This window comes from Stenotrophomonas sp. Steno-C17, assembly GCF_056393165.1.
The window spans coordinates 181,541-190,927 of record NZ_JBWJPD010000004.1 but is presented as its reverse complement, the minus strand read 5'-3'; the positions used below and the strand labels follow the sequence as shown (position 1 = coordinate 190,927).

The window sequence follows — 9,387 nt, the reverse complement described above, 5'->3', positions numbered from 1 at the left end:
TCAGTTCAGGCGCTGGCGGTGGCGTGCGGCCAACACCACATCGCCGTGCAGCAGCAGCACCGCCACGCGGATGAATTCCTCGATTTCCGACAGTGCCTCGTCATCGTCCTCGCCACCGGCTTCGAAATCCTCGCTGGAGGCACGTGCCAGGCTGGCCATGTCGGTCAGGGCTTCCTCGCCCTCTTCGGACAGGATGGGACGGCGACCGCCGCTGCCCAGGCCAAAACCGCCCAGGAACGAACGGGTCCAGCTGAACATGGCATCGGCCTGCGCGGCCACGTCATCGTTGTCGGTCAGCAGCAGCTCGAAGGCGAAATCGCGGTCTTCCAGCTGCTTGATGGTGGCTTCCAGCAGCTGCGCCAGCGCGCTGCCCGGGGCGACCGGGGCCAGGTTGTCGTCGGCCAGCACGCGGGCCGGCCAGTCGTTGCCGGGGGCGCCGCCGGCGGCCAGCCAGCCGCACAGGCCGCCATGCAGCTCGGCAGCGGTGGCGCCCAGGCCCAGTTCCTGGCTGGCGCGGGAAACGTCGTCGACGGAGGGAAGTTCGGTCATCGTGCGGCTCGTTCGTAAGGGAAACCCGGGGTGCGCACGCGCGCGCCCGTGAGCCCTGTAGTGTAGCAACCCAACCGGGTCCTCCTCGTGGCAGTCCGGCCCTGCTGCGACAACGCTTGACCGCCCTCACCCGGCTTGCCTATCGTGCGGCATGGAACCCGCCGACCCCCTTGCCCAGCTGCAGGCTTTTGCCGCCCGCGTGGAAGCGCTGCTTGAGCGCAACCAGCGCCTGGCCGAGGAGAACCGCAGCCTGCGCCACCAGCAGGAGCAGCTGGTGGCCGAGCGGTCCACCCTGCTGGCCAAGAACGAACAGGCCCGTTCGCGGGTGGAAGCGATGATCAGCCGGCTCAAATCACTGGAGCAGCACACATGAGCGCAGAACCGGTCAGTGTCCGCATCCTTGATCGTGAATACACCGTGGGCGTGGGCGGCGATGAACGCGACAGCCTGATGGCCGCCGCGCGCCTGCTGGATGCACGCATGCGCGAGATCCGCGGCAGCAACCGCATGGCGGCCGTGGATCGGGTGGCGGTGCTGGCCGCACTGAACCTGGCCCACGAACTGCAGCTGCTGCGCGACGAAAACGCACGCCAGGCCGTGGCCCTGCAGCAGACACTGGCCGATCTGAACCGGCGCCTGGACCGCGCGATCGATAGCAGCGTGTGAGCAAGGCGCGCAACACGTCTTCTCATATCTGAATTGGCACGGACTGTTGCCGACGAACGGCCTATCCAGATCGTGCGTGCTGGCTATAATGGCCACGCGTTCTCTGCGGTACTCGACGGCATGTGCAAACATTCGCCTTGTCCCTTAAGAACGACACCGGGAGCGCGACAGCACCGGGAGTGCAGGTCCGCCTTGTAGCGGGAAGCCCGATGGTTCTCCAGCGTTCCCACTTGAGCCCCCGGGTTCAAGGTCGTTTCGCATGCATCGACATTGCGGAGAATGCAATATTCCAGCAAGGGCGGCGTCTTCGGGCGTCGCCCTTGTTCTTTCCGGCACAATGGCCGCTGTTTCCTGCCGCCACCTGCCATGACCGACCTGCGCCAGGCCCTGCGCCACGACCTGCGGCAACGCCGCCGCGCACTTTCCGCGCCTCTCCGCATCGCTGCGGCCGAATCGCTGGCCGACGCCCTGCTGGCCCTGCCCTTCGCCCCGCGCGAAGGCGCCGTGGCCGGCTACTGGGCGCTGGATGGCGAGATCGCCCTGCACCGCTGGCAGCTGCAGTTGCCTGACACCGTGACCTACTGCCTGCCGGTGCTGGCCGGCGAGGTGCTGCGCTTCGCCCCGTGGCGGCCGGGCCAGCCCTTGACCAGCAACCGTTACGGCATTCCCGAGCCCGACGTGGCCACGGCCGACACCCTGGATGCGACACAGATGGCGCTGGTGGTCACCCCACTGGTGGGCTTCGACGCACAGTGCCGGCGGCTGGGCATGGGGGGCGGCTGGTATGATCGCAGCTTCGCCTTCCGCCATGATCGGCCGGCACCGCCCTGGCTGGTCGGTGCGGCGTTCGCGGCGCAGCAGGTCGAGTCCTTGCCGGTGGCGTCGTGGGACGTGCCGGTGGATGCGATCTGCACCGAAGACGGCACCCTGTTCCCCTCCGCTGCCCCCGTGAACGCATGACCGCCCGCAAGCGCTATTGGCTGATGAAGTCCGAACCGGACGCTTTTTCCATCGATGACCTGGCCAAAGTGAAGGTCGAGCCCTGGAACGGCGTGCGCAACTACCAGGCGCGCAACTTCATGCGCGATGGCATGCAGGTGGGCGACGGCATCCTGTTCTACCACTCCAATACCAAGGTGCCCGGCATCGTCGGCCTGGCCACGGTGGCCAGCCCGGCCTACCCGGACGACACCCAGTTCGACCCCGGATCCGACTACCACGACCCCAAGAGCACGCGCGAGAACCCGCGCTGGATGCTGGTGGACGTGGCCTTCGAGCGCAAGCTGCCGCAGGTGATCGCGCTGGACGAGATCAAGCTGCACGCCGACGAACTCGGCGAAGGTTTCCCGCTGGTGGCCAAGGGCAACCGGCTGTCGGTGTTCCCGGTCACGGCGCCGCAGTGGAAGCTGCTGCTGTCGCTGGAAAAGAAATCCTGATTCCCTGCCTGAGAGTTCTCCCATGTCCGAAGCCAAGCGCCTGGCCGCTGAAAAAGCCATCGAATACGTCGAAGACGGCATGATCGTCGGGGTCGGCACCGGTTCCACCGTGGCCTACTTCATTGATGCGCTGGCCCGCATCCAGCACCGCATCAAGGGTGCGGTGTCCAGCTCGGAGCAGAGCACCGCGCGCCTGAAGCAGCACGGCATCGAGGTGATCGAGCTGAACCACACCGGCACCCTGTCGCTGTACGTGGACGGCGCCGATGAGTGCGATCCGGGCAAGTGCCTGATCAAGGGCGGTGGTGCCGCGCTGACCCGCGAAAAGATCATCGCCGAGGCCAGCGAGCGTTTCGTCTGCATCGTCGATCCCAGCAAGCAGGTACCGGTGCTGGGCACCTTCCCGCTGCCGGTGGAAGTGATTCCGATGGCACGCAGCCTGGTGGCCCGGCAGATCCGCGACATGACCGGCGGCCAGCCGACCTGGCGCGAGGGCGTGGTGACCGACAACGGCAACCAGATCCTGGACATCCACAACCTGCAGATCACCGATCCGGAAAAGCTGGAGCGTGAACTGAACCAGCTGCCGGGCGTGGTCTGCGTGGGCTTGTTCGCCCGCCGCCGCGCCGATGTGGTGATTGTCGGCGGCGAACCGCCGGTCGTGCTCTGACCCCTGCGAAGGACCCTGACGATGTCGCTGTTGCGTTCGCTGCTGATGCTTCCGCTGCTGGCCCTGACCGGCTGTGCCACCGACGCCGCCCGCCACTGGGTGGAACTGGACGGTGCCCGTTACCAGGTCGAGCTGGCCACCAACGATGCCACCCGCGCCCGCGGTCTGATGTTCCGCGACCAGATGCCGGCCGACCACGGCATGCTGTTCGTGCACGAGCAGGAGGACATGCAGGCGTACTGGATGAAGAACACCCGGATCGCGCTGGACATCCTGTACTTCGACAGCCAGCGCCGGCTGGTCAGCCAGCAGCGCGATGTGCCGCCCTGCTCGGCCGGTGACCTGTGCCCGCCCTACCCCAGCAGCGGCCCTGCCCGCTACGTGCTGGAACTCAACGCGGGCCAGGCTGAGAAGCTGAAGCTGAAGGACGGTACCGAGCTGACCTTCGGCCCGGGCATCGCGAACTGAGGGACGGCCGGGCTGCGCCCGGCACCCGCCGAATCAACGTCAACGTCAACGTCAACGTCAACGTCAACGTCAAATTCGCGCATTTCGAAGGATGGCGGGGTGGGTCCGGTTGCGGGGGACGGCGCAAGTACGTCCCTGTAGCCTTGGCCGCGGCATCCATGCCGCGGACACCCCCGCAACCGGACCCACCCCGCCTTCGACAGTTGGCCGCGATCCGTCGGAACGGCACGGGGTCGGATCCCGTTGCTGCGCAACGGGCTCCGACCCCAGATGGATTTCGATATCTGACAGAAAAACCGTGTCGACCAAGGTCGACACCTACCAACAACCGCGCGCCCCAACAGACGCGTGAACCTGTCAGAGGCGGGGCGGTGTCGCAGTGCGGGGTGTCCGCCGCATGGATGCGGCGGCCAAGCCTACACGGACGTACTTGCGGCGTCCCCGCACTGCGACACCGCCCCGCCCACTCGCGGAAAACCCGCTTTTGCCGTTGACGTTGCTCCAAAGCAGGTGCAGGGCTGCAAGCCCTGCCCAAAAACCCCTTACCGTGCCTGTTCCTGCTTGCGCACGATCGCCATCGCGATCTCCAGCGATTGTTCGTAGTTCAGGCGCGGGTCCACCGTCGAACGGTAGGCACGCTCCAGGTCGCGCTCGGTCAGTTCACGCGCACCGCCGGTGCATTCAGTCACATCCTCGCCGGTCAGCTCCAGGTGCACGCCGCCCAGCCGCGTGCCCGCTGCCGCGTGCAGATCGAAGGACAGCTCCACTTCGCTGCGCACGTTGTCGAAGCGGCGCGTCTTGAAACCGTTCGCCGTGCTTTCGGTATTGCCATGCATGGCATCGCAGACCCACAGCACGCGACGGCCATCGCGCTTGACTGCGTCCAGCAACGGCGGCAGCTTTTCCGCAATCTGCGCTGCGCCCATGCGGTGGATGAAGCTCAGGCGGCCCGGTTCGTCCTCGGGGTTGAGCACATCGATCAGGCGCAGCAACTGGTCCGGCTGCACCGACGGCCCCACCTTGATCGCGATCGGATTGCGCACGCCACGCAGGTATTCCACGTGCGCGCCATCCAGCGCCGCCGTGCGCATGCCGATCCACGGGTAATGCGTGCTCAGGTTCAACCAGCCCTGCTGGCGCGGCACCTGTCGGGTCAACGCCTGCTCGTAGTGCAGCAGCAGGGCTTCGTGCGAGGTGTAGAAATCAATGCGGTTGAGGTTGTGCACCCGGGCCCCGGCCAGGGTTTCCATGAAATGCACGGCGTCACCGATCGAGGCCACCATCTTCTGGTACTCGGCGGCCAGCGGCGAATGCCGCACCCAGTCCAGGTTCCAGTATTCGGGGTGATGCAGGTCGGCGAAGCCGCCGTCGATCAGCGCACGCACGAAGTTCATCGTCATTGCCGAATGGGCGTGCGCCTGCAGCATCCGCTTCGGGTCGGGCAGGCGCGCCGCCTCGGTGAACGCCGGCGCGTTGATCACATCGCCGCGGTAGCTGGGCAGGGTCACACCGTCGCGGGTCTCGGTGTCGGCCGAGCGCGGCTTGGCGTACTGGCCGGCGAAGCGACCCACGCGGATCACCGGCTGGCGCAGGCCATGCACCAGCACCAGGCTCATCTGCAGCAGCACCTTCAGCCGATTGGAAATCGTGCCCGACTCACAGTCGCTGAAATTCTCCGCGCAGTCTCCGCCCTGCAGCAGGAAGCGCTTGCCTTCCTGCGCGTCGGCCAACTGCTGCTTCAGCGCCAGGATCTCCCAGGAGGTCACCAGCGGCGGCAGCCGCTTGAGTTCATGCAGGGCCGCATCCAAGGCCACCGGATCCGGGTAGGTCGGCATCTGCAGGGCGGTCTTGCCGCGCCAGCTCTCCGGCGACCAGCCAGCGCCAACGGCAGGGGCAGCGGGGTCAACGGCAGGCGGAACAGCGGACAGGCTCATTGCGGACATCCGGAGGAACGGGGGGAGCGTTCATGGTCGCAGAGGCCGCGGCTGACGCAAAGCACCTGGTCCGGGTCGGCCAGCTGAACGGCGCAGAAAGCGCACGCCGATCCGCCACATCCGGCATGCCCCACCGGCCCCGCGCAGGCGCATGATCCGCACTCAGTTGTTAGGAAGTAACACTTCCCGTCATGGACCGGCCCTTCCCTCCCTTCGACCCTCTCCCGACCATGAAGCCCTCCCCGCTCGCAACGGCCGTCACCCTCGTCCTGGCCCTGGCCAGCCTGCCCACCCTGGCCCAGGCCGCCGACAGCGCGTCCCCGGCCGTGAAAGACCTGGACGTGGTCACCGTCAGCGCCCAGCTCGACCAGGCACGCAATGCGCTCTCCCCGGACATCGGCAGCAGCCAGTACCAGATCACCGCCGAGGACATCCAGAAACAGCCGCTGGGCGCTGCGGCGCCGCTCAGCCAGGTGCTGCTGCAGGCACCGGGCGTGGTCCAGGACTCCTACGGCGGCGTACACGTGCGCGGCGACCACGCCAATCTGCAGTACCGGATCAACGGCGTGCTGCTGCCCGAATCCATTTCCGGCTTCGGCCAGACCCTGGATGCGCGCACCATCAAGAGCATCCGCCTGATGGACGGCGCACTCCCGGCCCAGTTCGGCGAGCGCACCGCCGCAGTGGTCGACATCACCACCCGCAGCGGCGCCGAGCTGGGCAATGGCGGCAGCGTCGGCCTCACCACGGGCTCCTACGGCAAGGTGAACCCCAACGCCTCGTGGTGGGGCAGCCAGGGGCGCTGGAGCTGGTTCCTGACCGGCAACTACGACCAGAACGAGGTCGGCCTGGAAAGCCCGACCAACGCCCGCCGGCCGCAGCATGACGACACCCACCAGGGCAAGGCGTTCGCCGACCTGACCTATCTGGTCAACGACAGCACACGCCTGAGCCTGTTCGCCGGCTTTGCCAACAACCGCTTCCAGATTCCGGTGAACCCCGGACAGGATCCGCAGTTCGGTTACCTGGACACCACCACCTTCGACTCCAGCCAGCTGGACGAAACCCAGCGCGAAACCACCCGCTTCGGCATGCTGGTGCTGCAGGGCAACCTGGGCGACACCGCCTACCAGCTCTCGGCCGGCCAGCGCTACAGCGATGTGGGCTTCAATCCCGACGTCGCCGGCGACCTGGTGTTCAGCGGCGTCGCATCGCAGGTGCAGCGCAGCAACCGCGCCAGCACCGTGCAGGCCGATTTCTCCACGCCGCTGGGCATGAACCACACCCTGCGCTATGGGCTGTACGGCAACCACGAAGATGCGCGGGCCAGCAACGCCAGCTGGGTGTTCCCGGTGGATGCGCAGGGCCAGCAGGCCAGTACCACGCCGCTGCAGATTGCCGACGCCAATGCATTCACCGCGCGCACCGCCGCGCTGTATGTGCAGGACGAATGGCGCATCGGTGACGACTGGACCGTGAACTACGGCCTGCGCGGCGACCGCTACACGGCCTTCGGCCATACCGAAGGCCAGTTGAGCCCGCGCCTGGGCGTGGTCTGGAACGCCAGCGACAGCACCACCGTCCACGCCGGCTACTCGCGCTACTTCACGCCACCGGCCAGCGAACTGATCGGCAGCACCGACATCGCCCTCTACGACGGCACCACCAACGCACAGCCCGCCGGCGGCACGACCACGCCGCTGGCCGAGCGCAGCGACTATTACGACATCGGCGTTTCACAGCAGGTGGGCGATCACCTCACCCTGGGCCTGGATGCCTACGACCGCCGGGTGGACCGCCTGCAGGACGAAGGCCAGTTCGGCGCTGCCTACATCTACTCCACCTTCAACTACCGCCGCGGCCATATCCGTGGGCTGGAATTCAGCGCCGACTACAGCAACGGGCCCTTCAGCGCCTACTTCAACGCGGCACTGAGCAAGGCCATCGGCACCGACGTCGTTACCGGCCAGTACAACCTCGATCCGGACGCGCTGGCCTATGCCGCCCAGCACTGGATCCACCTGGACCACGACCAGCGCCTGACCTCGTCCGGCGGCCTGAGCTACGCCTTCGCCGGGCACAACCGGGTGGGCGCGAACTACGTGTTCGGCAGCGGCCTGCGTTCGGACACCGACACCGCGCCCAATGGCGGCGAGCTGCCGTCGTACCTGCAGGTGAACCTGAGCGCCGGGCACGATTTCAACGCCGACAGTGGCCACCCGCTGCACGTGCAGGTGGCGGTCATCAACGCATTGGACCGCAGCTACCAGCTGCGTGACGGCGGCGGCGTAGGCGTCTTTGCCCCGCAGTGGGGGCCGCGCCGCGGCGCTTACCTCAGCCTGCAGCAGGACTTCTAAGCAGACAGGGGTCAGACAGGGGTCGGATCCCTTTGCGCAGCAAAGGGCTCTGACCCCGCTTGGTTCTCAACGCGCAACCTTGCGCAGCGACACCAGCAGCGCCCACAGCGCCAGCAGCGCGAACCACACACCCGACCACATCGGCATGGTCAGGCCCAGGAACGTCCAGTCGATGTTGCCGCAGTTGCCGGTGCCGGTCAGCACCGTGCGGAACACTTCCAGCGGGCCCATCGTTTCGCTCAGGAAGCTCAGCGGCGGGCCGCAGGTTGCGCCCATTTCCGGCGGCAGCAGCTGCACGTACACGTGGCGCGCGGCAATGCCGAAACCGACCGCGGCGGCGATGAAGGCCAGCACGCCATACGTGGCGCGGCCGGGCCGGTTCGACGGCCCGTGCAGCGCACCGATCAGGAACAGCAGGCCGAGTGCGGCAAAGGCCAGGCGCTGGAAGATGCACAGCGGACAGGGCTCCAGCCCCATCTTCAACTGCAGGAAGATGGCGTAGCCCAGCAGGCCTGCGCAGATCAGGAAGCCCAGCAGGAACTGGGCGCGGAAGGGCCAACGCAGAGGATTCATCAGCAACGCTCGAATGGATCAGGCGCCAAGCGTAACCGAGACCCTGCGCCGTTCGAACCGCTGCAGGCCACGCTTGTCGGAACGGTGTGGGTCAGATCCCTTTGCGCAGGCAAAGGGCTCTGACCCGGTACGCGGCGATCATGGGGTCAGAACCCGTGCCTGCGGCACGGGATCCGACCCCGGATCCGCCCCCGGAAACGCAAAAGCCCGGCAGTTGCCGGGCTTTCGCTGTGTCGCGTTGGAGCGGTCCGATTACTCGGCCACTTCCTCGGCCACGGCCGGACGGTCGACCAGTTCGACGTAGGCCATCGGCGCATTGTCGCCGGCGCGGAAGCCGCACTTCAGCAGACGCAGGTAGCCGCCCGGACGGTTCGCGTAGCGCGGGCCCAGGATGGTGAACAGGTTGCCCACGGCTTCGTTGTCGCGCAGGCGGGCGAAGGCCAGACGGCGGTTGGCGACGGAGTCGACCTTGGCCAGGGTGATCAGCGGCTCGGCAACGCGGCGCAGTTCCTTGGCCTTCGGCAGGGTGGTCTTGATCAGCTCGTGCTTGAACAGCGAGGCGGCCATGTTCTTGAACATCGCTTCGCGGTGGGCGCTGGTGCGGCTGAACTTACGGCCAGACTTCTGGTGACGCATGGTGGAATTCCTTGGTTAATGATGAGGCGCTGTGGATCGATGTCGCCTTCCTGACGTTGCTGCACGGACTGCGGATGGTCCTGGTCATCCGTCCTGGA

The 9,387-nt window shown here is 66.9% G+C and carries 11 protein-coding genes and 1 other RNA gene; 8 read left to right on the top strand and 4 right to left on the bottom strand.

Annotated features, from left to right (window positions below):
• The gene (locus tag AC06FA_RS05695; protein WP_478067461.1) at positions 1-549 is read right to left on the bottom strand and encodes a UPF0149 family protein; all 549 of its coding nucleotides are present in this window, start codon (positions 547-549) and stop codon (positions 1-3) included.
• Between the two features lie 151 nt (positions 550-700).
• Between AC06FA_RS05695 and AC06FA_RS05690 the strand changes: the two genes are divergently transcribed.
• The 7 genes from AC06FA_RS05690 to AC06FA_RS05660 all read left to right on the top strand — a co-directional run bounded on the left by AC06FA_RS05690 (position 701) and on the right by AC06FA_RS05660 (position 3,789).
• A complete protein-coding gene (locus AC06FA_RS05690; protein WP_079223080.1) occupies positions 701-922 on the top strand; it encodes a TIGR02449 family protein in 222 nt (73 codons plus the stop codon).
• Entirely contained in the window at positions 919-1,215 is a 297-nt protein-coding gene (locus AC06FA_RS05685; RefSeq protein ID WP_108750986.1) for a cell division protein ZapA, read from the top strand. The genes AC06FA_RS05690 and AC06FA_RS05685 overlap by 4 nt, the downstream gene beginning before the upstream one ends.
• A 97-nt stretch (positions 1,216-1,312) precedes the next feature.
• Positions 1,313-1,498, top strand: a non-coding RNA gene (ssrS, locus tag AC06FA_RS05680) — 6S RNA.
• A gap of 83 nt (positions 1,499-1,581) precedes the next feature.
• Positions 1,582-2,175: a 5-formyltetrahydrofolate cyclo-ligase gene (locus AC06FA_RS05675; RefSeq protein WP_478067460.1), complete on the top strand. Its 594-nt coding sequence runs from the start codon at positions 1,582-1,584 to the stop codon at positions 2,173-2,175.
• Positions 2,172-2,651: an EVE domain-containing protein gene (locus tag AC06FA_RS05670; RefSeq protein ID WP_478067459.1), complete on the top strand. Its 480-nt coding sequence runs from the start codon at positions 2,172-2,174 to the stop codon at positions 2,649-2,651. Before AC06FA_RS05675 ends, AC06FA_RS05670 begins: the two co-directional genes overlap by 4 nt.
• Before the next feature lie 22 nt (positions 2,652-2,673).
• A complete protein-coding gene (gene rpiA / locus AC06FA_RS05665; protein WP_478067458.1) occupies positions 2,674-3,321 on the top strand; it encodes a ribose-5-phosphate isomerase RpiA in 648 nt (215 codons plus the stop codon).
• A 21-nt stretch (positions 3,322-3,342) separates the two neighbouring features.
• A complete protein-coding gene (locus AC06FA_RS05660; protein ID WP_478067457.1) occupies positions 3,343-3,789 on the top strand; it encodes a DUF192 domain-containing protein in 447 nt (148 codons plus the stop codon).
• Positions 3,790-4,331: 542 nt separating this feature from the next.
• Here the strand turns inward: AC06FA_RS05660 and AC06FA_RS05655 are convergent.
• Entirely contained in the window at positions 4,332-5,723 is a 1,392-nt protein-coding gene (locus AC06FA_RS05655; protein WP_478067456.1) for a class II 3-deoxy-7-phosphoheptulonate synthase, read from the bottom strand.
• 230 nt (positions 5,724-5,953) lie between these two features.
• Here AC06FA_RS05655 and AC06FA_RS05650 point away from each other — a divergent pair, with 230 nt between their 5' ends.
• Positions 5,954-8,080 (top strand): TonB-dependent receptor, encoded by a 2,127-nt coding sequence (locus AC06FA_RS05650; RefSeq protein WP_478067455.1) that lies wholly within the window; start codon positions 5,954-5,956, stop codon positions 8,078-8,080.
• A 66-nt stretch (positions 8,081-8,146) separates the two neighbouring features.
• Here AC06FA_RS05650 and AC06FA_RS05645 read toward each other — a convergent pair whose 3' ends face one another.
• Positions 8,147-8,653 (bottom strand): disulfide bond formation protein B, encoded by a 507-nt coding sequence (locus AC06FA_RS05645; RefSeq protein WP_478067454.1) that lies wholly within the window; start codon positions 8,651-8,653, stop codon positions 8,147-8,149.
• Between the two features lie 252 nt (positions 8,654-8,905).
• Positions 8,906-9,289 (bottom strand): 50S ribosomal protein L17, encoded by a 384-nt coding sequence (gene rplQ, locus AC06FA_RS05640; protein WP_053519752.1) that lies wholly within the window; start codon positions 9,287-9,289, stop codon positions 8,906-8,908.
• Positions 9,290-9,387 lie beyond the last annotated feature (98 nt).